This window comes from Helicobacter pylori oki112 (assembly GCF_000600085.1).
In the GTDB taxonomy this organism is placed as follows: Bacteria; Campylobacterota; Campylobacteria; order Campylobacterales; family Helicobacteraceae; genus Helicobacter; species Helicobacter pylori_CY.
Window position 1 is genome coordinate 1,261,816 of record NZ_CP006821.1, and the last position, 25,120, is coordinate 1,286,935.

The 25,120-nt window shown below is 39.5% G+C and carries 19 protein-coding genes and 1 tRNA gene; 5 read left to right on the forward strand and 15 right to left on the reverse strand.

The genetic code is table 11. The annotated features are described in order from the left end of the window. Positions 1-117: 117 nt before the first annotated feature. The 8 genes from HPOKI112_RS05975 to HPOKI112_RS06005 all read right to left on the reverse strand — a co-directional run bounded on the left by HPOKI112_RS05975 (position 118) and on the right by HPOKI112_RS06005 (position 9,012). The gene (locus HPOKI112_RS05975; RefSeq protein ID WP_025309957.1) at positions 118-1,341 is read right to left on the reverse strand and encodes a sugar MFS transporter; all 1,224 of its coding nucleotides are present in this window, start codon (positions 1,339-1,341) and stop codon (positions 118-120) included. 128 nt (positions 1,342-1,469) lie between these two features. Then, positions 1,470-2,777 (reverse strand): NCS2 family permease, encoded by a 1,308-nt coding sequence (locus HPOKI112_RS05980; RefSeq protein WP_025277087.1) that lies wholly within the window; start codon positions 2,775-2,777, stop codon positions 1,470-1,472. A 462-nt stretch (positions 2,778-3,239) separates the two neighbouring features. Continuing rightward, positions 3,240-5,165: a Hop family adhesin HopQ gene (gene hopQ / locus HPOKI112_RS05985; protein ID WP_025309759.1), complete on the reverse strand. Its 1,926-nt coding sequence runs from the start codon at positions 5,163-5,165 to the stop codon at positions 3,240-3,242. 172 nt (positions 5,166-5,337) lie between these two features. Continuing rightward, entirely contained in the window at positions 5,338-5,550 is a 213-nt protein-coding gene (locus HPOKI112_RS08630; RefSeq protein WP_327062194.1) for a hypothetical protein, read from the reverse strand. Positions 5,551-5,622: 72 nt separating this feature from the next. Further along, positions 5,623-6,324 (reverse strand): purine-nucleoside phosphorylase, encoded by a 702-nt coding sequence (gene deoD / locus HPOKI112_RS05990; RefSeq protein WP_025276277.1) that lies wholly within the window; start codon positions 6,322-6,324, stop codon positions 5,623-5,625. Continuing rightward, positions 6,321-7,562, reverse strand: a complete 1,242-nt coding sequence (locus HPOKI112_RS05995) for a phosphopentomutase (RefSeq protein ID WP_025309958.1) — start codon at positions 7,560-7,562, stop codon at positions 6,321-6,323. The genes deoD and HPOKI112_RS05995 overlap by 4 nt, the downstream gene beginning before the upstream one ends. A gap of 11 nt (positions 7,563-7,573) precedes the next feature. Then, positions 7,574-8,830 carry a NupC/NupG family nucleoside CNT transporter gene (locus HPOKI112_RS06000; RefSeq protein ID WP_025309959.1) on the reverse strand — a complete coding sequence of 419 codons (1,257 nt, stop codon included), beginning with the start codon at positions 8,828-8,830 and terminating at the stop codon, positions 7,574-7,576. 104 nt (positions 8,831-8,934) lie between these two features. Next, positions 8,935-9,012: transfer RNA gene (locus HPOKI112_RS06005), tRNA-Met, on the reverse strand. 166 nt (positions 9,013-9,178) lie between these two features. On the opposite strand from HPOKI112_RS06005, the gene HPOKI112_RS06010 reads away from it, so the two are divergent. Beyond that, complete coding sequence (locus tag HPOKI112_RS06010; RefSeq protein WP_327062195.1) at positions 9,179-10,471, forward strand: MFS transporter; 1,293 nt, start codon at positions 9,179-9,181, stop codon at positions 10,469-10,471. Positions 10,472-10,489: 18 nt separating this feature from the next. Continuing rightward, positions 10,490-11,251 carry a tRNA 2-thiocytidine biosynthesis TtcA family protein gene (locus tag HPOKI112_RS06015; protein WP_025309960.1) on the forward strand — a complete coding sequence of 254 codons (762 nt, stop codon included), beginning with the start codon at positions 10,490-10,492 and terminating at the stop codon, positions 11,249-11,251. Between the two features lie 8 nt (positions 11,252-11,259). On the opposite strand, the gene HPOKI112_RS06020 is transcribed toward HPOKI112_RS06015, so the two are convergent. From HPOKI112_RS06020 to HPOKI112_RS06030, 3 genes are all read right to left on the reverse strand, one after another. Beyond that, positions 11,260-12,411, reverse strand: a complete 1,152-nt coding sequence (locus HPOKI112_RS06020; RefSeq protein WP_025309961.1) for a cation:proton antiporter — start codon at positions 12,409-12,411, stop codon at positions 11,260-11,262. A 25-nt stretch (positions 12,412-12,436) separates the two neighbouring features. Then, positions 12,437-13,816, reverse strand: coding sequence for an HP1184 family multidrug efflux MATE transporter (locus HPOKI112_RS06025; RefSeq protein WP_025277090.1), 1,380 nt, complete (start codon positions 13,814-13,816; stop codon positions 12,437-12,439). A 164-nt stretch (positions 13,817-13,980) separates the two neighbouring features. After that, positions 13,981-15,156: a sugar transporter gene (locus HPOKI112_RS06030; RefSeq protein WP_025276282.1), complete on the reverse strand. Its 1,176-nt coding sequence runs from the start codon at positions 15,154-15,156 to the stop codon at positions 13,981-13,983. 273 nt (positions 15,157-15,429) lie between these two features. Between HPOKI112_RS06030 and HPOKI112_RS06035 the strand changes: the two genes are divergently transcribed. Next, positions 15,430-16,173 carry a carbonic anhydrase gene (locus HPOKI112_RS06035; protein ID WP_025276283.1) on the forward strand — a complete coding sequence of 248 codons (744 nt, stop codon included), beginning with the start codon at positions 15,430-15,432 and terminating at the stop codon, positions 16,171-16,173. A gap of 289 nt (positions 16,174-16,462) precedes the next feature. Beyond that, positions 16,463-18,283, forward strand: a complete 1,821-nt coding sequence (locus HPOKI112_RS06040; RefSeq protein WP_025276284.1) for a hypothetical protein — start codon at positions 16,463-16,465, stop codon at positions 18,281-18,283. Positions 18,284-18,470: 187 nt separating this feature from the next. On the opposite strand, the gene asd is transcribed toward HPOKI112_RS06040, so the two are convergent. Both asd and hisS read right to left on the reverse strand, forming a co-directional pair. Next, positions 18,471-19,511 (reverse strand): aspartate-semialdehyde dehydrogenase, encoded by a 1,041-nt coding sequence (gene asd / locus HPOKI112_RS06045; RefSeq protein ID WP_025277092.1) that lies wholly within the window; start codon positions 19,509-19,511, stop codon positions 18,471-18,473. Further along, positions 19,498-20,826 (reverse strand): histidine--tRNA ligase, encoded by a 1,329-nt coding sequence (hisS, locus tag HPOKI112_RS06050; RefSeq protein WP_015428190.1) that lies wholly within the window; start codon positions 20,824-20,826, stop codon positions 19,498-19,500. Before hisS ends, asd begins: the two co-directional genes overlap by 14 nt. A gap of 61 nt (positions 20,827-20,887) precedes the next feature. Between hisS and waaF the strand changes: the two genes are divergently transcribed. Continuing rightward, positions 20,888-21,937, forward strand: coding sequence for a lipopolysaccharide heptosyltransferase II (gene waaF / locus HPOKI112_RS06055; RefSeq protein WP_025309962.1), 1,050 nt, complete (start codon positions 20,888-20,890; stop codon positions 21,935-21,937). Positions 21,938-22,114: 177 nt separating this feature from the next. On the opposite strand, the gene HPOKI112_RS06060 is transcribed toward waaF, so the two are convergent. Both HPOKI112_RS06060 and fusA read right to left on the reverse strand, forming a co-directional pair. After that, on the reverse strand, positions 22,115-22,441 hold the full coding sequence (locus HPOKI112_RS06060; protein ID WP_000744163.1) for a hypothetical protein: 327 nt from the start codon (positions 22,439-22,441) through the stop codon (positions 22,115-22,117). A 594-nt stretch (positions 22,442-23,035) separates the two neighbouring features. Further along, on the reverse strand, positions 23,036-25,114 hold the full coding sequence (fusA, locus tag HPOKI112_RS06065; protein ID WP_000101825.1) for an elongation factor G: 2,079 nt from the start codon (positions 25,112-25,114) through the stop codon (positions 23,036-23,038). Positions 25,115-25,120: the final 6 nt, after the last annotated feature.

Genomic DNA, 25,120 nt, shown 5'->3' on the forward strand with positions numbered 1-25,120 from the left:
TTTGCATGCCTTTTGGTTTCAAACGCTAATCAATCAAACCTTATTTAATTTAAGCATTTTTACATTTTTAAAAACAAGCTAAAAGAAAGAAAATAAGAGAGAAACCCCCCCCTTTTTTTAGGAGTTTTCTTCTTGCTTATACCCTTTAAGCGCAAAGAAGAGGATATAAAAATAGCATAATAACGGCACACCATAAGCGTAGAGCAGATTTGACTCGGTTGCTGCTAGCATGTCTGTAACCACGCCTTGAATGGGGGGGATTAACGCTCCTCCCACAATCGCCATGCTAATCACCCCAGAAGCTTTAGAAGTGAGATGCCCTAAATTGAGCGTAGCCAAAGAAAAGATTGTAGGGAACATGATAGAGTTGAAAAAGCCCACAAAAGTCAGAGCGAATAAAGCGATCTTGCCTCCAATCATAATGGCTAAAGCAATGAGAAAAATAGAGCTTAAGGCGTTGAAAGCCAGGTATTTATTAGGGGCAACTTTATTCATCAAAACGCTACCCAAGAAACGACCCACCATCGCGCCTCCCCAATAATACACCAAGTAATGCGCGCTTGATTGAGGGTCTAAATTCAAAAGTTTTTCAAAGCTTAGCACCAAGAACGAGCCAATCGCAACTTCTCCGCCCACATAAAAAAAGATCCCTAAAGCCCCAAAAACAAAGTGTTTGTGCGAAAACAGGCTTTTTTGCGTCGTTTCTTTAGGCATTTCTTTTTCCACGTCAGGCAATTTCAAAAGATACATGATGAGCGCTAAAAGAAGCGAAAACACCGCCAAGCCCAAATAAGGCATTTGAACGCTTTTAGCGTCCGCTAATTTGTCTATCAAACTTGCATTATCGCCCATTTTAGTCGTGCTAAAAATCAACAAGCTCCCAAAAATAGGCCCTAAAGTTGTGCCAAGCGAATTGAACGCCTGGACTAAAACCAAATTTCTGGCTTCTTTACCTTTAGAAAGCAAGGTTACAAAGGGATTACCAGCGGTTTGCAAGCACACAATCCCGCTCGCTAAAATAAACAACGCTCCTAAAAAAAACCCATAGGAGCCAAAATGCGCCGCCGGATAAAACAACGCGCACCCGCTCGCTGTGATCACAAAACCAAGCACCACGCCAAAAGGGTAGCCGATTTTACTGATCACATTCCCAAAAACTCCTCCCATGATGAAATACGCCCCAAAAAAGCAAAATTGAATGAGTGAAGCTTCAAAATAGGTCAAGTCAAAAATGGGCTTTAAGTGTGGGATTAAAATGTCGTTTAAAACCGTGATAAAACCCATTAGAAAGAATAGCGCTGTCAAACTCCCCAGCGCCAAAGTGTTAGAAGTTTTTTGCATACCTTCTCCTTTTTTATTGAGTTGATATAATAATAATGATATTACAATTATTTTAAGATAATAATCTGTCTAAATAAAGAAAAAGAGGCATGAAATGAGTAAAAAATGCAAAGCCCATTAAAAAGAGCTTAACGAAAGATAAATACAGAAACAGAAATGATGCAGAGAATGATGATGCCTGAATTGAGCGCTTTGAAGTCTTTTTGAACCAATTTGATGATACTATAAGACAAAAAGCCAAAGGCTAAGCCATCGGCAATGGAGAAGGTTAAAGGCATCATCACCACGGTTAAAAAAGTGGAAACGCTAATGGCCATGTCTTTAAAATTCACCCCCTCTAACACGCTAAACATCAAAACCCCTACTACCACTAGCACCGGATAAATCGCATTGCTAGGAATAGCTTTTAAAAGAGGCAAGCAAAAGAGCGTTAAAACAAAAAATAATCCGGTAAAAACCGCTGTCAGCCCTGTGCGGCCCCCCTCTTCAACCCCACTCGCGCTCTCTATAAAAGCTGTCGTAGTAGAAACGCCCACCACCGCGCTCCCTAAAGAAGCTACCGCATCCGCTTCTAAAGTCTTTTCCAATTCCTTGTTTTTTTCTTCATCATTGAAAAAATCAGTCTTGTGGCCAATCCCTGCAAGCGTGCCTAAAGAATCAAACAAATCGGTTACAAAAAAAGTGATGATGACTGGCACTAACGCTAAAGTGAAAGCCCCACTCGCATCAAAAAAAATACCCTTAAAGTCTAATTGAAAGGCGATAGGGCCAATGCTAGCGGGCATGGAAAAAAACTCGCTAGGGTAAGGGGCTAGCTTTAAAATCCATGCGAGAATGGAAGTGATTAAGACTGCTATAATGAAAGAACCCCTGATTTTAAGCGTGTAGAGCGCGAAAGTTAGAATGATCCCCACAACCCCCAATAACACATGCGGATCGCCAAAATCGCCTAAGGTTACAAGCGTAGCCTTATGGGTAACGACGATATGCATTTCTTTAAGGCCAATAAACGCGATAAAAGCCCCTATCCCCGCGCTCACCGCACGCCTTAAATCGCTAGGAATGCTTCGCATGACCCAACTTCTAAATTTAGTGAAAGACAAAATCACAAAAATCGCTCCCGAGAGTGCTACGATGCCTAAAGCGCTCTGCCAAGGGAGTTTTAGCCCCTGAACCAACCCGAAGCTAAAATAAGCTGACAACCCTAAGCCCACGCTCATGGCTATGGGGGTGTTTGCCCATAACCCGTTAAACACGCTCGATAAGATAGTGATAATGGCAGTCGCGCTCAAAAGGGCTTCATAAGGCATGTTGGCTTGAGAAAGGATAAGAGCGTTTAAGGGCACGATGTAAATCATGGTGATAAAAGTCGTTAAACCCGCTCTAAACTCGGTGGCAATGTTCGTGTTGTGTTCTTTAAGCTTGAAAAACCCCATGTTAGATAACTCCTTACTATTTGGTATAGATTAATTTAATAAGGGGCTTTGGGGTCATGCTAGCGCCATTTTATTTTAAATTGCCTTAAGATTCTTGATTGTGTTGTTTCAATCAAAAGAAGTGAGTAAAAAACCCTTTTTTTAGAAAAACTCCGCTAAAAAATAATCGTTTTAATAAAAATCGCAAAAAAGCTCATCTTGTAAGGTAATTTCACTCTTTAATGGTTTTTGAGAGCGTTTTTTAAATTTGAAAAGATTGTTGCAAAATAACCCCCATAAGAGCGATTATGGGGGTAAATTCTAAAAAGGAGTTTGCCATGGAAAACTAAAAACGAAAAATAAAAATGGCGGAAACATTATACCTTAAAATTTCATTTTTTAGGTTTAATAACTATTTTTTTGAAAATTTTTAGGTTTTTTAGAAGTTTAACCCCCCCCCTTTTTTTTTAAAAAAGAGAGCTTTTAATAAGCAAACACATAATTGAGGTACACACTATAAAGCCTCCTATATTCTAGTTTAGTGTCTAGAAAAGAATAGTAATTCGTGTTAATGGTAGGGATTTTCACGCCCAATTCCATGCCATGTTGAGCTGCATGATGACTATCTTTTTTCTTAGGTCTAGCGAGATTGGTTCTCAAGCCCAAATTGAATAAAAATTGGAAGTTAGCCGTATTCACTTTAGTGCTATAGACATTGCTGATGGTTTTTAAATTCACGAATTGAGAATTAAGCCATGAAGTCCCTGCTAAGGCGATTCCTCCAAAAAGCCCAAAAGAAATCTGGTTATTCTTGCCTAAGAAATTGGTGTTTTTATCATTGATGAAATTAAACAACAAATCGCTACCCACCCCATAAGTCCACACATCAGAAGCCGAGTTAAAGAAATTGGATTTGATATAGGCGTGGTTGTAATCAAAGAAACCATAATACCTTAACCCCCATCTTTTCTTTTCTCCAAAAAATTGCTTATAACCCACTTGCACCCCAAGGCCATTCATCGCTCCGTTATTCGTGGTTGAAGAAGCGATCATGCCCATATTCCTAAAAGGGTTGTTGCCAAGTTCTTGAATAAGGGTGTTGGCTAGGTTTTGCGCTTGATTGATTTGAGGCGTTTGGTTGTTAAAATCAGCGGTGCTTGTTTTTAATAAAGACTGAGTTTCTTCCACGCCAGCACACCCGTTCCCCCAATTGTTCTTTTGATTTTGCATTGTCATATTCGCACTGCTTATAGCGCTCGCATCGCATTTCCCTATGTAGTCTTTAAGATGGCCTGAAGAAAGTTTGTTAAAATCGCTCTCCACTTGATTGGCTAGTTTTAAAATTTCTGCTTGAGATTGTGCGTTTTTGAGCATTTTTTGAGCTAAAGCCGTAAGACTGCTAGGGGTGTTAAGGTTGAGATTATGGGGTTGTGTGATATTTTTTGGTTGGTTGGCGCTGAGTTGTTGGGTTTCTTGAACGATTTTTTGCGCATTATTAATCATGTCTGAAGCGGCACTAAACTCCGCACCAAAAGTCGCACATGAATTTTTGCCGCCACCGGCTGTTTGCCATGAAGGGGTGTTTGTAGTAGCTCCGCCACTACTTCCACTACTAGATTTCGCTATCAACATGGGGCAATAATCTTTAAGGGTATTGACAATCGTTTGCGCTTGAGTCAAAAGATTTTGCGCATCATTAGTCGTATCAATAACAGAAGTTGTCGTTTTAGTTTGATCATCTTGTTGATACTTTGATGTGGTTACATGCGCTTCTAATTTTTCCCCTTTGCTATTTAAAGGAGCAAGCCCAGCTTGTTTTAAAGCTTTTGAAAGAATCTGATAGGATTCATGGATTTTTTCATATTGCTCAATAGATAGAGAGACATTTTTGTCTGCTTTTAATGTATTTGTGCCATTAGAACTATGAGTGCCATTACTATTTGTGCTCCCACCGCAATTGATTGTAGTGCCGTTGCCATTCTCATCGGTGTAGTGGAAATTTTTTTGATTGTTTTCGCCTGGACTTTTGGTATAGCCTCCGCATATGACCGCATAACCCATGCTATTCCATAGCCCTAACACCGATCTCAACGCTAAAAGCGTGGCTTGATAGGCAGGGGAATTGGTTGTCCCACCGGCTAAAGTTTTTGCGCGTTCGTTCAAATTATTAACCGCTTGGTTGATCGCTTGCGCGCTTGTCTTTGAGTTTGTGCCATTATCGTTGGTTAAAAGCCGGCTTAATTGTTCATAAGCGTCTGAAAGTTTTTGCACCTTGTCGGCGTTTTTCACTTTTTGAACCGCTTCACCGATTTGATAACCCACGCTTAAAAAAACGCCGTTGTCTTCAGCATGCAAGAGTGATGCCGCAAGAGTTAGAGAAAGTAGAATCGTTTTTTTCGTTTTTTTCATAAGATGTTCCTTAAAGTAATGTTTTATTGCAAAAAATGTATCAAAATGAGAATTTATTTACAATGCGTTTAATTTTACCACAAATTTATTGGATTTCAAAAAAAGTTTTAGGGTGTTTTGACGCGCTCAATCAAGCTTTTAAGAGTGTTTTTATTTGATTGGGATTTGGTTTTTAGAAAGATTGTTGTAAAATAAACACCCCCATAAGTCGGATTATGGGGATAAATCCATAAAAGGAGTTTGTCATGGTTACCAAACATGGCAAAAACTCTTGGAAAACATTATACCTTGAAATTTCGTTTTTGGGGTGTAAAGTTGTTGTTTTATTGAAGCGATAGTTTTGTAAAACGAAGTTTCTGTAAAACGATAGCTTTAGTTTTTCCAAAGTTCCCTTAAGGCTTTTAGCTTTAAGGGTTTTCCTTTAAATTTTATCCTTAACTTATGGGGGCAAAAAAGGCTAACTCATCATCTCTAAAGCCAAAATTATCATGTTATCAAAGCTCTCTACCCTTTCTTTAGGGCTTAAGGCTTCTTTAGTGATTAAGTGATCTGAAACCGAGCATAAGCATAAAGCCTTAGCACTCAATTCCATCGCCGTGGCGTATAACCCTGCCGCTTCCATTTCAATAGCCAAATGGTTGTATTGGGCCATCAAATCAAAGGCATGCGTTTCAAAAGAATAGAAAAAATCGCTTGAAAAAACATTACCCACTTTCAAATCAATACCCAAACGCTTTGCTGTTTGATACGCTCTTAAACTCAATTCAAAATCAGGCGTTGCGCTCAAATCGTGGTTTAAAAAACGCACCCGATTGGTTTTAGAATCCGTTGAAGCTCCAGTGGCCATGATAATGTCTTTCAGACCAACTTTTGGGCTAATCGCCCCGCAAGTGCCAATCCTTAAAAGCTCTTTAACCTGATAGGTTTTAATGAGTTCGGTAACATAAATCGTGCATGACGCAATGCCCATGCCATGCCCCATTAAAGAAATCCCCTTACCCTTATACTTCCCGCTAAAGCCTAGCATGTTACGCACATTCGTGATCTCTTTAGCGTCTTGTAAAAATTTTTTTGCAATGTAGCTCACCCTTAAGGGATCGCCGCATAAAAGGCATTGAGGATAAAAATCGCCGATTTTAGCGTTGATGTGAGGGGTCATGGTTGTCCTTTAAAGTTTAATAAGTTTTTGCCATAATCTAGGGGGCTTAATCCCAAAAAGTGAGCGATACTCTGCCCAATATCCGCAAACGAATCGCTCTTGCCTAAAAAGGCTGGTTGTAAATCCTTGTGATAGAACAAAACAGGAATGTATTCTCGTGTGTGATCGGTGCCTTTAAAGCTAGGATCACACCCATGATCGGCACAAAGAATGAGCAAATCGTTTTCCCTTAAATTGTCTAAAATCTCTTTTAAGCGCATATCAAAATACTCTAAAGCGTTAGCATACCCGCTAACATCGCGCCGATGCCCATAATCGCTATCAAAATGCACAAAATTCGTAAAAATCAAGCTGTTGTTTGGGGCGTTTTTGACTCGCTCTAAAGTAACATCGCATAATTCCATTAAACTACCGGCTTTGAATTTTTGAGTGATCCCCACATGAGCGTAAATATCAGCGATTTTTCCAATGCTGATGACTTCGCCTTGCTTTTCTTCAATGAATGTTTCAAAAAGCAATTTTTTATGGGGCTTTATCGCATAGTCTTTGCGATTAGCGGTGCGTTTGAAACTCTCTCTATTTGCGCCAATAAAGGGGCGTGCGATCACTCTGGCGATCTTTAAAGGCTCTAGAATTTGAAACGCTTCTTCACAAAGAGCGTATAAATTATCCAGCCCAAACTTTTCTTCATGTGCAGCGATTTGAAACACCGAATCCGCTGAAGTGTAAAAAATGGGGTATAAAGTTTCTAAATGCTTTTCGCCTAAATCTTTAATGATTTCTGTCCCTGATGCGTGGCAATTCCCTAAATAGCCCTTAATCTTAGTTTTGTGCATGATTTCATCTAAAATTTCTTTAGGAAACGAATGGGTTTTGTCTTTAAAATACCCCCATTCAAAAAGAACGGGCGCACCCATCATCTCCCAATGTCCAGAAATCGTATCCTTAGCGCTAGAAAGTTCTTGTGCATAAGTGTAAGCCCCTATTAAATTGGGTTTCAATTCAAAGCCTAAGGGCAATTCATTTGCGACTTTTAAAGCGCTCAAACCTAAACCCAAACTCTCTAAATAAGGCAGTTTCAAAGCCCCATTGCGATCGTTAGAATTAGCCAAGTTATTAAAACAAGCCTTAGCGATATTGCCTAAAGTGTTCGCCCCCAAATCGCCAAAATCTTTAGCGTCTTCGCTAGCCCCTATACCAAAAGAATCTAATAATAAGATTATTACTCTTTTTTGCATGTTTTGTCCTTTTAATGAGCGTTTAGTCCTATGAATAACCCGGCGATAGTCGCGCTCATGAAATTAGAAAGCGTGCCTACAAGCACCGCTTTTAAAGCAAGCCTTATAATGAGATCCTTCTTTTTAGGCACTAAACTGCCAAGCCCTCCAATGAGCATAGCGACTGAGCTTAAGTTAGCAAACCCGCACAACGCAAAAGTGATGATCGCTTTAGTTTTCTCGCTCAAGATTAAAGGAGGGTTATCGCCCAAATAAGGCAAAAATTGCATATAGCCCACAAATTCATTGAGCGCAATTTTAATGCCTATGATTTCTCCGGCAATCCCAGCCTGACTCCAAGGAATGCCTAGCATAAAGGCTAAGGGTTTTAAGAGCGTGCCTAAAATCAACCCTAAAGACAAATGCTCCATGCCTAAAAACCCCCCTACAACCCCTAAAAGCCCGTTAATGAGCGCGAGCATTCCCACAAAGGCTAAAAGCATCGCTCCCACATGCAAGGCTAAATTTAGCCCTGTGCTTGCCCCATTAGCGATAGCTTCTATGGCATTGACATGCTTTTCTGCAGAAACATCTGCATGGCTAGAAATGGTTTCGTTTTGCGGGTAAATGATTTTAGCGAACAACAACCCCCCAGGAGCGGACATAAACGATGCGGCTATTAAATAAGGCAAAGGAATGCCCATGCTCGCATACCCGGCTAACACAGGCCCCGCAACGCTAGCCATGCCCACGCACATGACCGCAAAAATCTCTGAATCGCTCATGCTTTTCAAATAAGGTTTAATGACTAAGGGCGCTTCTGTGTGCGCTACAAAAATATTAGCCGCTGCGCTCATGCTTTCTGCTTTAGAAGTGCCTAAGCATTTTTGCAACGCCCCACCGATGAGATTGATGACTAAAGGCATGATTTTTAAATAATATAGAAGTGAAATCAAGCTAGCAAAAAAGATAATGATCGCTAAAACATTGATCGCAAAAATAAAGCCTCCTATCCCTTGATCGCCCTTAGCGTTTGGAGCGAGATTGCCAAATAAAAAACGCACCCCTTCATAGCCGTAAGAAATCACGCTTTGTATGCCACTAGCTAAGCCTTGCAGCATTTCCCTACCCAAAGGCACATATAAAGCCAACGCCCCTAAAGCCACCTGGATCACAAACGCGCTAATAATCGTGCGATAATTAATAGCCCTTTTATTGCCAGAAAACACCCAAGCAATAAGAAAAAGCACCGCCATCCCTACAACACTAAAAAGAGAGCTAAAAATCATCGTCAAATCCCTAATGTAAGAAATTAAAAGATGCAAGGCTATTGTAGTTTAGTTTTGCTAAAAAAAAGATTAAACGGATATTAAATGAAGATTAAATCAAATCATGGTGTCAAGAGGGGGACTTGAACCCCCGACCTCCGGCTTATGAGACCAGCGCTCTAAACCAGCTGAGCTACCTTGACAAAAAATAAAAGAATAGGATTATACAAAAAATTTTCTTAAAAATCCATTAAAATTAAACTTTTATTATCAGTCCTATTTCCCTAAATTAATGATAAAAATTAGATATTTTCTTGTAAAATAACCCGCATGTTTAAGAAAATTTTTCCATTAGCGTTAGTGTCGTCGTTGCGGTTTTTGGGGCTTTTTATTGTTTTGCCGGTCATTAGTTTGTATGCGGATAGTTTCCATTCAAGCAGTCCCTTACTCGTGGGGTTGGCTGTGGGCGGAGCGTATCTTACGCAAATTGTTTTTCAAACCCCCATGGGCATTCTTAGCGATAAGATAGGCCGTAAAGTGGTGGTTATGGTGTGCTTGTTGTTGTTTTTAGCCGGCTCGTTAGTGTGCTTTATGGCGAATGATATTATTACGCTCGTTATAGGGCGTTTCATTCAAGGCATGGGGGCTTTAGGGGGGGTTATTAGTGCGATGGTGGCTGATGAAGTGAAAGAAGAAGAGCGCACCAAAGCCATGGCGATCATGGGGGCGTTTATTTTCATTAGCTTCACTATAAGCATGGCGATTGGCCCTGGGGTTGTGGCGTTTTTTGGGGGGGCAAAATGGCTCTTTTTACTCACTACGATCTTAACTTTATTGAGTTTATTGATGCTTTTAAAAGTCAAAGACGCCCCTAAAATTTCTTACCAGATCAAAAACATAAAAGCTTATCAACCCAACTCTAAAGCCTTGTATCTTTTGTATCTAAGCTCTTTTTTTGAAAAAGCGTTCATGACGCTTATTTTTGTGCTGATCCCCTTAGCCTTAGTGAATGAATTTTATAAAGATGAAAGCTTTTTGATCTTGGTGTATGTGCCTGGAGCCTTATTAGGGGTTTTAAGCATGGGAGTAGCGAGCGTTATGGCTGAAAAATACAATAAGCCTAAAGGGGTGATGCTTTCTGGCGTATTGTTGTTTATTGTGAGTTATTTGTGCTTGTTTTTAGCCGACTCTAGCTTTTTAGGGAAATATTTATGGCTTTTTATTGTTGGGGTGGCGTTTTTCTTTATTGGTTTTGCCACCTTAGAGCCTATCATGCAATCTTTAGCGTCTAAATTCGCCAAAGTGCATGAAAAAGGCAAGGTTTTAGGGCAATTCACTACTTTTGGCTATTTAGGGAGCTTTGTTGGGGGCGTGAGCGGAGGGTTAAGCTATCATCATTTAGGCGTTTCTAACACAAGCTTAATCGTTGTAGCTTTAGGGCTTATTTGGGGGCTATCGCTCTTTTTACTCCATAACCCTTCCAAGCAAAAAAATGTCTATTTCCCCTTAGACGCTTACAATGAGGAACAATTTGAAACTTTAGGAGACAAAATCATTGAATGGTATGTCAATATTAGCGAAGAAATCATTATTGTGAAATATAATTCCGATCACATTAGCGAAGAAGAAATCATTCACTTAGCGCAAAGCTTTAGAAAATAAAACCATCAAGGATCAAAAATGGCCTATGAAATTTCTAAAAAAGTCTTACACATTGTAGGCAAGACCAACGCCACTTACAAACTCATAGAAGAAGGCGATAAAGTCTTATTAGGATTGAGTGGAGGCAAGGATTCTATCATGCTCGCTTGCATCTTAGCCAGGATGCAAAAACATGCCCCTTTCAAATTTGATTTTAAAGCGGTTACCGTGCATTATGGTTTGGGCGAAGATTTGAAATGGTTGAGCGATTTGTGCCAAGAGCAAGGCATTGAGCATGAGATCATTTACACCCAAATCGCTGCCACGATCAACGAAAAACGCCGTGAAAAAAGCTCATTTTGTTCGTTTTGTTCTCGTTTGAGGAGAGGGACTTTGTATTCTAAGGCTTTAGAAGAAGGCTATAATAAAGTCGCTATCGCGCACCATTTAGATGATGCGGTGGAGAGCTTTTTTATGAATTTCACTTATAACGGGAGTTTGAGGAGCATGCCCCCCATTTATAGGGCTGAAAACGGCTTATTGGTGATCCGTCCTTTGATTAAGGTTCGAGAAGTCAGCAGCATTCATTTTGTCACTTCTCAAAATATCCCAGTCGCCCCTGATTGCAATTGCCCAGCCAAACAGCCCACCTCTGATAAGCCTCCTATCGCGCGATTAGCCACCAAAAATTTCTTAAAAGAAATGCAAAACTTGCACCCTCGTTTCTTTGACAGCTTAGAAAACGCATTCAACAATGTTCAAGCGAACAGCTTTAGCGACGCTAAGTATTTAGACGCTTAAGCTTTCATTTAAGCTTTTTTGTTGAGTATTTTGATCGCAATCGTGAATGATACCCCTTCAAAAATAGCCGCCATGAGCAATGCGTAGTAGGTGTTTTGTGAGATCGCTTGCGCTTTTAAGCCTACTGCTGCGGTGGTTACTAAAAAAGTTAAAGGCATAGAAGCCCCTAAAGCGAATGAAAATAAATGCTTAGCTTCTTTAAAGTATTTGCGCCACAATAAGGTTGAAGTGATTAAGTGCAAACTCAACATCGCTATGACAATCAATATCCCTTGGAGAATCAAATGCGGGTTTAAAAATACTAATTTTAAGTCTAAAGTAGAGCCTACATGGATGAAAAACAAAGGCACAAAAAACCCAAAACCCACATCATTGAGCTTGTGGATCAATTCTGATTTGTGAGGGAAAAAAGTAGAAACGACTAACCCCGCTAGAAACGCCCCTAAAACCATTTCTATTTTGAGCCACACCACGATCGCAACCAAGGAAAAAAAGAGCATGAGCGAAAAACGCACATCTTGGTTAAACTGACTGCTTTTAGGCATCACAAAAAGCTTTAAATGCGGGAACCACCAAAACAAAGTTTTAAAGATTTGAAACGCCACGATAATTAAGATTAAAAAAACAATGAGAATGCCTAAATCTTTAATCAAATCCATGCCCAAACCATGCGAATACACCCCATCCACGACCACCAAACCAAAAATGCTTAACAATTCCCCAATAACGCCCACTTTTAAAACCAAATCAAGCCACAAAATCTCTTTACGATAATCTTTGACTAAAGTCATGATCATGCCCAAACTGATAATAGGGAAAATCACCATAAAAATAGGCTCTAAATTAAGGCTAAAAGTAAGGATGAATGAAAGCGTGTATAAAATCAACAGATAAGCAAAAATGCGTTTTAAAAGAGAAACCCCTAATTTTTTAAACAAATAAATCTCCACTTCCAAACCGCATAAAAACATTAAAAACAAAAAGCCAATTTCGGACATGATTTCAAAGCCTTTAGTTGGCTCAATAAAACCCACATACGCCCCAACAGACCCAAATAAAATCTCCACGACCGTGATGGGCAAACGAGAGATTCTAGACATATAGGGGGCCATCACAATTAAAAGCATGATGAGCGCGAAAGTGAAAAATTCTGCATGCATGTCTTAATTTTACCTTATTTATTGGTTAAGTTTTCAAAGCGATAGGGTTTTTCTCTTTATAAGGGGTAAAAACCCCTTTTTTGATTTCATAATAAGTTACCCCTAACGCTACTAAAAACGCTAAAAATTGCGCGATAGGGTAAGTTACCCAAACGCCATTAATCCCATAGAAATGGCTTAAAATCGGCAATAAAATAACCATAAACCCCAGCGTGTGCGAAAGGGTGATGATAAACGAACTTTTGGTGCGTTGGATGGATTGGAAAAACACCGCACACAACAAAGTCATGCCTAAAAAAACATAGCCAACATAATAAATATTCATCGCTCTTTTAGTCTCTTGTATAAAAAGGGGGTCTTGTTCGCTTAGCTGCAAATAAAGCTTGATTAAAAATTCATCTAAGAAATAATAAACGCCATAGAAAACAATCCCTATACAAAACGCTGCTTTCAAACCAAAGACAAACGCCTCTTTCACGCGCTCTAAATTTCTAGCCCCATAGCTAAAGCTCGCGATCGGTTGGATGCCTTGAGAAATCGCAAACAAAGTCGTAAAAAAGATAATCGCATTATACATAACGATCCCATACATGCTCACAAACCTTTCCCCAGCCGTGTGCATGATAGCGGTATTAAACAACAAAATCATAACAGAAGCGCTAAATTCTGCCGTGCTTTGAGGCACGCCGCTTTTAGCTGAAGAAATGACTGAAGACAAGGAAAATCGTTTGATGAAATACAATTGCCCTTTTTTAAACCAAAAATGCTGCATCAAGACTAAAACCCCTATCGCATGCCCTATCACGGTGGCTATCGCGCTGCCTTGAACCCCCACTTTTAAAACAAAAATAAACAAGTAGTTGAAAAAGATATTCGCTAACGAGCCAACCAGCATCGCTACCATCGCTAAAATGGGGCGTTTGTCATTCACCACAAAAACATCCGCCAAAGGGTGCAAAACCATAAAAACCGCGCCCATTAAAATGATTTCAATGTAGCGTTTGGACATGCTCAACAAAGCGTCATTGCTCCCAAAAAAACGCGCGATAGTTTCACTAAAAGGCAATAACGCCATGCTCAAAATAAAGGCGCTTAGAGCGACAAAATAAAACACGCTGCTAAACACAAGCCTAGCCCTATGGGTTTTATTTTGACCCAAAAAATACCCCACAATACTCGCTGCCCCAAAACCAAAAAGCAATTCATACGCAATGAGCCCTGGAAAAATAGGCCATGCGATATTGACCGCAGCGATCGCTTCTTTACCCAGTTTCTTGCCCACAAACATGCCATCTATCATAGAATAAGTGGAAAGTGAAATCATAGAAAAAGCTAAAGGGATAAAATAATAAAAAAAGAGCTTTCTTATCGAATCTTTATGCAAATCAATCTTTTTTTTGAGCATTTAAAACACACCGCTTAAAATTTATGACAAATTTTTCTATTTTAACATAAAAAGAGAGACAATCTATCCGTTAGCGCGGTTATTAAGCCGTATCATTAAATTTTAAAAAATGGTTTTTAGTGCGAAAGGGATTTCCTTTATTGGGTTAATCCTTTTAACGCTCTTTATGTTTTTTTAAACTTTATCGTAATGAATCTAAGCCAAAATAGCGCCAACAAACCTAAAGCCCCACCCACAAAGCCAATATACCCTAGCCCTAATTGGTGGATCACAATACTGCCAAACAGCGCTCCTGATCCAATCCCCACATTATAGCTCCCCGAAAAAATCGCGCTCGCGACATCCGTGGCATCCGGTGCGAGCTGTAACACCCTCATTTGCAACGCAATGGTGAGTGAAGTGATCCCAATCCCCCATAAGAAAATTTGTAAGAAAACCACCCACTCCAAGTTTTTAAACACAAAAAGCAAGAGTTGCGGGCAAATGACTAAAATCATTGCAAAAGCGATAAATTTTCTTGAATTTTTTGCATACAAACGACCGAATAAAAAACTCCCCGCCACGCCTGCTAACCCAAACACAAACAACATTAGCGTCGTAATGTCAGGGGAAAATTGGCTGATTTGAATGATAAAAGGCTCAATATAGCTATAAGTGGTGAAATGTCCAGAAATAACCATGATCACAAGCAAATAAATCCCCATTAAAAGCGGGCGTTTCATTAATATAGGGACACTTGCGAGCGTGCCTGCGTTTTTACTGGGTAGATGTGGGAGCAATTTCCACATAAGCAGCATTATAAGAGCCGCAACGCCCCCGATCACGCCAAAAGTAGAGCGCCAATCTAGAATTTGCCCAATGATCCTCCCAAGCGGCAACCCTAAAATCATCGCTAACGAACTCCCTAACGCTAACAACCCTAAGGCCTGTTGTTTTTTATTTCTTGGTGCGACACGAATAACTAAAGAAGCCGTGATGGACCAAAAAATAGAGTGGGCAAAAGCGATACCCATACGGGAAATGAGTAGCACCCAAAAATTCCACGCCAACGCTGAAAGGATATGGCTGAGAATAAAAAGGGCGAAAAGAAAAAGCAATAAGCGTTTCCTTTCAATTTTAGCACTAAGCAGCATCAAAGGCAATGAGCCAAGAGACACCACCCATGCATAAGCAGTGATCATAAGCCCCACTGTTGCGCTCTCCATTTCAAAGCTTTTCGCAATATCTGATAAGAGCGCGACAGGGACAAACTCCGTGGTGTTAAAAATAAACGCCGAAAGCGAAAACACAAAAACCCGCATTAAGGCGAATCTTTGATACGATTGTTTGGTTATCATCATTTAAATCTTAAGGGGTTAAATTTTATTCCATTTGAAAACTTGGAGTATAAGACAAAAATTTTAATCGCTTGTAAATTGGGGGGTGGTTGAAACAAATATTTCCGCTCCATAGGCGCATTAAAATTTAATAGAGTTGTTACCATATAAAACAGAATTTAAAACCATTTCCAACTTTTAACCAATATATTTTTTGTAACTGCGGTCATTATTGATTAGGCGCTAGAATTAATTGCTTTTTAATATTTTAGAATTTTAGAACAAAGGATAATTAAAATGAAAAAAACTTTTTTGATCGCTTTAGCGCTTACGGCTTCTCTTATAGGCGCTGAAAACACCCATTGGGATTATAAAAATAAAGAAAATGGCCCGCACCGCTGGGACAAATTGCACAAAGATTTTGAAGTGTGCAAAAGCGGTAAAAGCCAATCGCCCATCAACATTGAGCATTACTACCACACGCAAGATAAAGCCGATTTGCAATTCAAATACGCCGCTTCTAAGCCTAAAGCGGTCTTTTTCACCCACCACACTTTAAAAGCTTCGTTTGAGCCGACTAACCACATTAATTATAGAGGGCATGATTATGTGCTGGATAATGTGCATTTCCACGCCCCTATGGAGTTTTTAATCAATAATAAAACCAGGCCTTTGAGCGTGCATTTCGTGCATAAAGACGCTAAAGGGCGTTTGTTAGTGTTAGCGATAGGTTTTGAAGAAGGGAAAGAAAACCCCAACCTTGATCCTATTTTAGAAGGCATTCAAAAGAAACAGAATTTTAAAGAAGTGGCTTTAGACGCTTTCTTACCTAAAAGCATCAATTACTACCATTTTAACGGCTCTCTCACCGCTCCTCCTTGCACAGAAGGGGTGGCATGGTTTGTCATAGAAGAGCCTTTGGAAGTCTCCGCCAAACAATTGGCTGAAATCAAAAAACGCATGAAAAATTCGCCTAACCAACGCCCCGTCCAGCCTGACTACAACACCGTGATCATTAAAAGCTCAGCTGAGACCCGCTAAAGACCTATTAAAATGAAAACTCCCTCTTTTATAAAGGGGGAGATCAAAACCATTTTTATAAAACACCGCTAAAAATTGCAACCACACAAGCTAAAGTGAATTGGTATTGTCAAAAGAGAGACTATCATTCTCTTAATGAATTGAAAGCGTTTGCTAAAGATTTGATAAAATCTTATATGGAATACAAGGCTTAAAATGGGCTACAATCAATTTTTATCTAAAGTTAGATATAACTATCATTCTCTAACAAAAGAGCGGTTAAAATCAATTTAAAGCGAAAGGACACAAAATGCTATTGAGTTACGACTTTTTAGAATTTGAAAATGGTAAGACAGAGAACAGAACAAGAGATTATTCTTTGACAAAGGCTATTGATAAAGAATTAGAAGCTAAAAGACTAGCTAAATCAACTAGACCTAGAGTAAAGGTAAAAGAGGGACTATCTTTAAGAGCGACATTAGATGCCTTTGGCGATGAACTCTCACGACTTAAAAGAGAACAAAACACAACGACTATTAAAGGCTCTACAATTGAAGCCACTAGTCTTGGTAATATTCTTAAGAAAATCAAAAGCGGACTACCTTTTGGAACTATCTCTGCGACTAGACATTTTAAAGACGCTTTTGTTAAAGATTTTGATAGCGACCAAAGAGCTTTGTTGATGAGTGCTTATAAGAGTGGATTGACACCTAGTAAAAACGACAAGATAACAAAACTCTATTTAGCTCAAGTGAAAGAAAAAGCTACACAACCCATTAAAGTTAAAGACTTCTTTATGCCACAAGGTAAAGTTCTCCCTAAATATGAGACTTTAGTTGGGGAGATTTATGAAATTTTGGTTAGTGTGCTAGGTGAGGGCTATGTTGATAAGTTTTTAGACAGCAAAGCCACAATGAGGGACTTTATGTCTAGCGATAAATTTGTCAAAAGATACCGCTACACTAGAAAAGACAATATTAAAAGAACGCAAGAGCTAAAATCTCTATTAGACAAAAAACGACACTTTTTAGGTTATCTACAAGTAACAGATTATTGGAAAGAAAACACTAATGACGCTATGTTACCAGACAAAGAAGTTAGTTTCTTTGTATTCTCACACCAACCTATGAGTTTATCATTTGATTTGGCGAGCGAGTTACTTTTATTAGGGAGACATTTTGACCAAGAGGCGATTTGCTATTGTGAGAACGCTATTGTGCTTCAAAACGACAGGTATCAAGTGGAATTGGTAAGCACACTACCAAATGATATTGGCGATGTATGGGCTACATTTGATAACATTACATTCTCCACACCTAGTGATTTACCAAACGCTCTCACAAGATTAAAAGACCAAGTCTATACATTCTTTAAGAAACACCCTGAAAAAGACAAATATGGCGTAACCTTTGAGGACTTGGTTGTTAAGTCTAAAATAACCGCTATGAAGCTCCCTAAAGACTTTGATGAAAGACTAGAGGTCGCAAACTTGGTTAAAGCTAGTATTAGAGATAGACAGACTTGTTCTAGGGCTAATGGTTATCAAAAATTGTTCTTTATGGACGATATAGAAAGTTGGGAACGACAAGCTGTTTTTAGAAGAGAAAAACTAAAATGTATCACAAGCAAAAGTTATAGAGCAAGCTATAACCACAATATTAAAGTGCGTAAGGTTGTCAATGCTATGCTAAAAGGTAAAAAAGTAAGTAAGACACTAATTGCTAAAGTGCTTGCTAACACCATAGACACCGATGCAGGTTATTGTTTTATCTCACCGACAGATTTAGCGACACAACTTAACAATATCAGCCCAAGACTATCTAAAAGCATCGTAACCGCCATAGAGCAAGCGGAGGGCGTTAGACTAAATTATGCGTTGATTGACAAAATCACCTACAATTCACTCCACAACACATTGAGTTTCATTTTTGATATTGATAACCCTTTAAGCGACCAAGCGTTTAATCAATTAGTGGTAGAAATCCCAAGAGAAGCACTTAAAAATGTGAAGTTACCACAAATCAAAAATGTATTGACCGCTCAAATCTTTGAGGGGGCTTACCACTTTAAAGGTAATGACTTCAAATACCAATACCAGACATCACCTGAATTGTTGGATATGTTTGAATAAGAAAGTTACTTAATAACGCTAACGCTGTTTTATTGAATACCGACAACTAAAGCCTTGATTTTTAAAAAATGGGGTTTTAGTTGCTTCATTTTTAATAAAACTCATTTCCTTAAGGGGATAAGGGTTTTAGAACAATCCCCTCTAACCCTCTAATAACGCTTTTTAAAGAATTACCGCTTGACTAAAACTAAGCGTTCTTAATGTAATGCATGGCGATTTTGAGCGCGTTGGTGGCTGCCCCCACTCTTAATTGATCCGCCACGCAAAAGCCATGCAAGGTTTTCTTATCAAACAAATCTTTCCTCAAGCGCCCTATAAAGGTGCTATCCGTGTGGCTCGCTTTTAAGGGCGTGGGGTAGAGGTTATGGCTAGGATCATCGCAAACAATTACGCTAGGGGCGTTTTTTAAAACTTCATAGACTTCTTTAAGATCGAATTCTTTTTCAAAAGCGATACTCAAACTCTCGCTATGACTCCTCAATACCGGCACGCGCACGCAAGTCGCGCTGATAGGGAAATCCACGCCCATGATCTTATGGGTTTCATGCACCATTTTTAGCTCTTCTTTCGTGTAACCATTCTCCTTAAAAGTGTCAATATGAGCGATCGCATTGAAAGCGATCGGGTAAGCGAAAGCCCCGGCTCGCAAAACCTGGTTTAAATCAATAGCGGGATCTTTTTCCAAACACTCTAATGCGGTTTTTAGCTCACTTTTTAAACTCTCTATGCCCTTATTCCCTGCCCCACTCACAGCTTGATAGGTGCTAACAATAACGCTTTTTATCTTAAAATGAAGGTGTAAGGGGTTTAAAATTTGCGTCATTTGAATGGTAGAGCAATTAGGGTTAGCGATGATATTTAAAGGAGCGTTAAAAATTTCTTTAGCGTTGATTTCAGGCACGACTAAAGGCACTTTTTTATCCAATCTAAAAAAGCTCGTGTTATCAATCACTAATGCAGTTTTTGAAGCGCTTGTAGCAAATTCTTCGCTCACGCTCCCCCCAGCGCTAAAAAAGGCGATGTCTATTTTTTCTTTTTCAAAAACTTCATGCGTGGTTTCTAAAATTTCATAGTCTTTATGGAAAGCTTTAATCTTTTTACCAGCACTCCTAGCGCTAGCGAGCGGGACAAATTTTTTAATAGGGAAAGAAGAATTTTCTAAACCCTTAATCAGCTCTTGCCCTACCGCCCCACTAGCCCCAACAATGGCGACATTATAAGTCTTCATCGTTTTCTCCAATGATTTCAAGGGCTTTTAAAAAACTCAAGCAATTCAACTGCATGCCTGAATGCATGTTTTTCAAGCTTAAGGTTTCGCTTTTAAATTCTTCTTCGCCAATGACAGCCACGAACTCATGCCCTTTATGGTTAGCATAAGAAAAGGGTTTTTTGATTTTTTGAGCTTCTGGATAGACTTCGCTAAAAATCCCGCTTTGCCTTAAAGACTCCGCTAAGCGGTTTGCATAAGAAAAATACTCTTCATGCATGCAAGCGATTAAGACTTTAGCTTGGGTGGAGCGCTCGTCTAATAATTGCATTTCACTCAAAGCCACAATCAATCGATCAATCCCAATAGAAGCCCCCACCCCTTGTAAATTTTCTTTAGAAAAATTTTTAGTCAAATGATCGTAACGACCCCCTGAACACACGCTCCCTAAAGACTTCATTTCATTAAGCGTGGTTTCATACACAATCCCTGTATAATACCCTAACCCCCTAGCGATAGAAAAATCAATTTTATACAGGTTTTGAGAAATTTGCAAATCCCCTAGCAACTGGTATAGCCTTTCTAAGTCTTGTATGCCTTTTTTTAGATTTTCATTATAGTCTTTCAAATAAGCAATTTTTTCAAAAAATTCCGCATGGCTTAAATCGTTTTGTTGGATTTGAACCATTTCTAAAAGCTCTTTAATGGTGTTTGAATCTAAATCGCACTCTTTTTTTAATTCTTCTTCAACCCCATTCAAGCCAATTTTTTCTAATTTATCCACAATACGCAACACTTCATTCACTTGAGAGATTCCAAAATATTCGCATATCCCGTTCAAAATTTTTCTGTGGTTGATAGAGACGCAAAAATCTTCTAAATCCAAGGCTTTTAAAGAAGCGATAATCACTTGAATGATCTCAGCATCGCACACCAAACTTTCGCTCCCTATAAAATCAAAATCGCATTGCGTAAATTCCCTGTAACGCCCTTTTTGCGCCCTTTCGCCCCTAAAAACATTGCCTATAGCGTAGCGTTTAAAGGGCATGCCTAATATTTGGTGGTGCAAAGAGACAAAGCGGGCTAATGGCACGGTCAAATCAAACCTTAAAGCCACATCCCTATCCCCATGGTCTTTAAAACGATAAATTTCTTTTTGAATATCGCTGCTCGCATCAGGTAGTAGCGCTTCAGCGTATTCCAAATGAGGGGTTTCAATCGGCACGAAACCAAAACTTTGAAACACGACTGAAACTTTCGCAAGCAACTGGGCTTTTTGTATCGCATCTTTAGGCAAGCGGTCTTTAAACCCGCTCAACACTTTAGGGGTAATCATTCCATTTCCTTGTATTTGTATGCTAAAATTTTAGCTTAAAATCTTTAAAAAAGGGCTATTGATGAGCGTAAATGCACCCAAACGCATGCGTATTTTATTGCGTTTGCCTAATTGGTTAGGCGATGGGGTGATGGCAAGCTCGCTCTTTTACACCCTTAAACACCACTACCCTAACGCGCATTTTATCTTAGTGGGCCCACAAATCACTTGCGAACTTTTCAAAAAAGATGAAAAAATAGAGGCCGTTTTTATAGACGACACCAAAAAATCCTTTTTCAGGCTACTAGCCACTCACAAACTCGCTCAAAAAATAGGGCGTTGCGATATAGCGATCACTTTAAACAACCATTTTTATTCCGCTTTTTTGCTCTATGCGACAAAAACGCCCGTTCGCATCGGTTTTGCTCAATTTTTTCGTTCTTTGTTTCTCAGCCATGCGATCGCTCCTGCCCCTAAAGAGTATCATCAAGTGGAAAAGTATTGCTTTTTGTTTTCGCAATTTTTAGAAAAAGAATTGGATAAAAAAAGCGTTTTACCCTTAAAACTGGCCTTTAACCTCCCCGCTCACACCCCAAACACCCCTAAAAAAATCGGCTTTAACCCTAGTGCAAGCTATGGGAGCGCTAAAAGATGGCCAGCTTCTTATTACGCTGAAGTTTCTGCTGTTTTGTTAGAAGAAGGGCATGAAATTTATTTTTTTGGGGCTAAAGAAGACGCTATCGTTTCTGAAGAAATTTTAAAACTCATCAAAGGCTCATTAAAAAACCCTTTATTATTCCATAACGCTTACAATCTGTGCGGGAAAACAAGCATTGAAGAATTGATAGAACGCATCGCTGTTTTAGATTTATTCATCACTAACGATAGCGGCCCTATGCATGTGGCTGCCAGCACACAAACCCCCTTAATCGCTCTTTTTGGCCCCACTGATGAAAAAGAGACTCGCCCCTATAAAGCTCAAAAAGCGATCGTATTGAACCACCATTTAAGCTGTTCGCCCTGCAAGAAACGAGTTTGCCCTTTAAAGAATGAAAAAAACCACTTGTGCATGCGATCTATCGCGCCCCTTGAAGTCCTAGAAGCCGCTCACACTCTTTTAGAAAAGCCTTAACGCCCTTTATGCACTTTTTTAAAAACACAGCTGTATTGACAAAATACTAGTAAAAGATTTAAACTTTACTTTTGAAAGCGTGAGAAGAGCGATAAATCCTACCAAGGGTTTTAAAAAATATGGTAAGATAGTATCCAAAAAAGCGTTTTTAAAAACGCTTTTTTGGAGTCAAAGCCATTAGACCACTGAGTTTTTAGGTTTTTTGGCGTCTTTTTTATCTTTGTGAGCCACTAATTGAGAGCTTAACTCAGGTTTTTTGGCGTCTTTTTTATCTTTGTGAGCCACTAATTGAGAGCTTAACTCAGGTTTTTTGGCGTCTTTTTTATCTTTGTGAGCCACTAATTGAGAGCTTAACTCAGGTTTTTTGGCGTCTTTTTTATCTTTGTGAGCCACTAATTGAGAGCTTAACTCAGGTTTTTTGGCGTCTTTTTTATCTTTGTGAGCGTATGCAGAACTCACTGCCAAAACTGATAATAAAACACCTGTCAAGATTTGCTTTTTCATACGAAAACTCCTTGTGATGATCTTAAAAGCGAGAGAATTATATTTCTCAAAAGTAAACGAATAGAAACAAATAAAATTTTCACTAAAGAAATTTGTAGATTGCGTTTTGCTATATAAAAAACGCCTGGGAGCAATCAGCCATTTTTCTTAAAAAATAAAAACGCTCAAAAGCGTTTTTTAAGGCGGTTTCTAGGACTTCAAGGGGCACAATAGATCGCATGCACAAATTGAATACAAAAGAGCTTGTTATGAGTCAAGCGGAATTTCCTATAATGCGATCTTGTGGGTGTTAAGAGAAAAAGTTATTTCAAAATGCCCCCTATCTCCTTGAGAAAATAAGTCTTAAATAAAGAAAATAAACTTTACTATAAAACAAAGTAACCAAAATCCCATTTTTTAAAAAATTAAAAAGTTTTAATTACTCCTATTTGACAAGAATAGAGTCAAAAATCAATTTCATAAGCAAACTAAAAAAGGTCATTAAAAGAGATAAAAAGAGATAAAAATACTCAAGAAGTCTTTTTAAACCCAAAAGAGAAAAAGTTTAAATAGTGCCTATAACACCCCCTAAAATAAAAGAGCGTTATTATCAAATCAGCCTTTGCGCTTTTCTACAATTTCCTTAGCGATATTGCTAGGCACTTCACCATAATGATCAAATTCCATAGAGTAAGTCCCACGCCCTTGAGTGGCTGATCGTAAATCCGTAGAATAACCAAACATTTCCACCAACGGCACAAAAGCGTTCACGATTTTCAAGCCTAATCGGTCGTCCATAGAATTGATTTGCCCTCTTCTTCTATTCAAATCGCCAATCACATCGCCCATGTATTCTTCAGGGACTTCCACTTCCACTTTCATCATAGGCTCTAGTAAAACCGGGTTAGCCGCGCGACTCGCTTCTTTAAACGCCATAGAGCCAGCGATTTTAAACGCCATTTCTGAAGAATCCACATCATGGTAGCTCCCATCATAAAGGGTAACCTTAAAATCCACCACCGGATAGCCTGCCAAAACGCCATTTTGCATCGCTTCTTGGATACCCTTATCCACCGCAGGGATATATTCTTTAGGGATCACGCCCCCAGAAATTTCATTCACAAATTCATACCCACTGCCAGGCTCTTTAGGCTCAAGCTTGATAAACACATGCCCATATTGCCCACGACCACCGCTTTGCTTAGCGTATTTATGCTCTTTGCTCACGCTTGAGCGGATAGTCTCTCTAAAGGCGACTTGCGGCTGACCGATTTCAGCCTCCACCTTAAATTCTCTTTTCAACCTGTCCACGATGATTTCTAGGTGCAATTCACCCATGCCGCCAATGAGGGTTTGCCCGGTTTCTTCTTGAGTCATCACCCTAAAGCTTGGATCTTCTTCGGCAAGCTTGCCTAACGCTACGCCCATTTTTTCCTGGTCTGCTTTCGTTTTAGGCTCCACAGCGATGTGAATGACTGGCTCAGGAAATTCCATCCTCTCTAAAACTACCGCATTCTTTTCATCGCAAAGCGTATCCCCAGTCAGCGTGTCTTTTAAGCCCACAAACGCGCAAATCTCGCCCGCATAAACTTCTTTAATGTCTTCCCTCTTGTTGGAGTGCATTTTAAGCAGTCTTCCCACGCGCTCTTTTTTGTCTTTGGTGGAGTTATACACATAGCTACCGGACTCTAGCTTGCCGCGATACACGCGCACAAAAGTGAGTTGGCCCACAAAAGGATCCGTCATGATTTTAAACGCCAAACCGGCAAACTCGCCATCATCGCTGGATTTCACAAAAACTTCTTCTTCAGTTTTTGGATCAATCCCCTTAATATCCACAACCTCCGTAGGCGCTGGCAAGTAATCAATGACTGCGTCTAATAAAGTCTGCACGCCTTTATTTTTAAAAGAAGAACCACAAAGCATAGGGACAAGGCTCATGTTCAAACAACCTGTTTTAATGCCTTTTTTGATTTCTTCAATACTCAATTCTTCACCGCCCAAATACTTTTCCATCAAGGCTTCATCTTGCTCGGCTACGGCTTCTACAAGCTTTTCTCGGTATTGTTTGGCCTTTTCTAACAAATCGCTGGGGATTTCTTCCACATCGTATTTGGCCCCCATGGTTTCATTATTCCAAACAATCGCTTTCATTTGGACTAAATCAATCACGCCAATGAAAGTGTCTTCAGCCCCAATAGGGATATTAATAGGCACAGGATTAGCTTTCAAGCGAAGCTTAATCTGGTTTTCTACATTATAGAAATTCGCCCCAATCCTATCCATTTTATTGACAAAAACAATCCTAGGCACGCCGTATTTATTCGCTTGACGCCACACGGTCTCGCTTTGAGGTTGCACGCCCCCAACCGAGCAAAACACCGAAACCGCACCATCTAGCACACGCATGGATCGTTCCACTTCAATAGTGAAATCCACATGCCCTGGAGTGTCAATCAAATTGATTTGGTGATCCTTCCAAAAGCAAGTCGTTGCCGCAGAAGTGATCGTGATCCCTCTTTCTTTTTCTTGCTCCATCCAATCCATTGTCGCCGCGCCGTCATGCACTTCGCCAATCTTATGGCTCACGCCTGTATAGAATAAAATCCTTTCAGAAGTGGTGGTTTTTCCGGCATCAATGTGAGCGGCGATACCAATATTCCTAATCCTATTTAATGGGGTTTTTCTAGCCATTCTAAC

Coding starts and splice junctions, on each gene's coding strand:
- waaF (WP_025309962.1), top strand. CDS start 20,888: ATGAGCGTAAATGCACCCAAACGCATGCGTATTTTATTGCGTTTGCCT.
- HPOKI112_RS06030 (WP_025276282.1), bottom strand. CDS start 15,156: ATGATGATAACCAAACAATCGTATCAAAGATTCGCCTTAATGCGGGTT.
- HPOKI112_RS06060 (WP_000744163.1), bottom strand. CDS start 22,441: ATGAAAAAGCAAATCTTGACAGGTGTTTTATTATCAGTTTTGGCAGTG.
- HPOKI112_RS06015 (WP_025309960.1), top strand. CDS start 10,490: ATGGCCTATGAAATTTCTAAAAAAGTCTTACACATTGTAGGCAAGACC.
- HPOKI112_RS05995 (WP_025309958.1), bottom strand. CDS start 7,562: ATGCAAAAAAGAGTAATAATCTTATTATTAGATTCTTTTGGTATAGGG.
- fusA (WP_000101825.1), bottom strand. CDS start 25,114: ATGGCTAGAAAAACCCCATTAAATAGGATTAGGAATATTGGTATCGCC.
- deoD (WP_025276277.1), bottom strand. CDS start 6,324: ATGACCCCTCACATCAACGCTAAAATCGGCGATTTTTATCCTCAATGC.
- HPOKI112_RS06020 (WP_025309961.1), bottom strand. CDS start 12,411: ATGCATGCAGAATTTTTCACTTTCGCGCTCATCATGCTTTTAATTGTG.
- hisS (WP_015428190.1), bottom strand. CDS start 20,826: ATGATTACCCCTAAAGTGTTGAGCGGGTTTAAAGACCGCTTGCCTAAA.
- HPOKI112_RS06025 (WP_025277090.1), bottom strand. CDS start 13,816: ATGCTCAAAAAAAAGATTGATTTGCATAAAGATTCGATAAGAAAGCTC.
- hopQ (WP_025309759.1), bottom strand. CDS start 5,165: ATGAAAAAAACGAAAAAAACGATTCTACTTTCTCTAACTCTTGCGGCA.
- HPOKI112_RS06000 (WP_025309959.1), bottom strand. CDS start 8,830: ATGATTTTTAGCTCTCTTTTTAGTGTTGTAGGGATGGCGGTGCTTTTT.
- HPOKI112_RS06040 (WP_025276284.1), top strand. CDS start 16,463: ATGCTATTGAGTTACGACTTTTTAGAATTTGAAAATGGTAAGACAGAG.
- asd (WP_025277092.1), bottom strand. CDS start 19,511: ATGAAGACTTATAATGTCGCCATTGTTGGGGCTAGTGGGGCGGTAGGG.
- HPOKI112_RS05980 (WP_025277087.1), bottom strand. CDS start 2,777: ATGGGGTTTTTCAAGCTTAAAGAACACAACACGAACATTGCCACCGAG.
- HPOKI112_RS06035 (WP_025276283.1), top strand. CDS start 15,430: ATGAAAAAAACTTTTTTGATCGCTTTAGCGCTTACGGCTTCTCTTATA.
- HPOKI112_RS05975 (WP_025309957.1), bottom strand. CDS start 1,341: ATGCAAAAAACTTCTAACACTTTGGCGCTGGGGAGTTTGACAGCGCTA.